Origin of the sequence: Falsihalocynthiibacter sp. S25ZX9, from assembly GCF_041205405.1 — a bacterium.
GTDB classification, from domain to species: Bacteria; Pseudomonadota; Alphaproteobacteria; order Rhodobacterales; family Rhodobacteraceae; genus Falsihalocynthiibacter; species Falsihalocynthiibacter arcticus.
This window is the reverse complement of the sequence record NZ_JBGFCD010000165.1, coordinates 1-321: the sequence shown is the minus strand read 5'-3', so window position 1 is coordinate 321 and position 321 is coordinate 1. Positions and strand designations below refer to the sequence as shown.

Annotated in this window: 1 protein-coding gene; it reads left to right on the top strand. The window is 58.6% G+C overall.

All coding sequences use genetic code 11. From position 1 onward, the window contains the following. The coding region (locus AB9F29_RS21740) for an aldolase/citrate lyase family protein (protein ID WP_369757227.1) at positions 1-321 on the top strand (321 nt) is incomplete at both ends.

Here is a 321-nt window from a genome sequence, read left to right as displayed (position 1 = left end):
GGGTTTCAGACGGTTTTGGTGCCAATGGTGGAAACCGGTGCCCAAGCGCAGGAGTTGGCGCAAGCTATGCGCTATGCGCCGCAGGGGCGGAGGGGCGTTGGCGCCATGGTGGCCAGTGTGAGTGGCTATGGCGCGGATACGACCTATATGGCGAATGCGAACCAGGAGGTTGCGTTGATGGTGCAGGTTGAATCCGCCCGCGCGATTGAGAATATCGATGCGATTGCGAATACTGAAGGCGTTGATGCCGTATTTATTGGCCACGCTGATTTGGCGACGGATATGGGACATGTCGGGGGATATGGCCCTGAGGCGATGCAC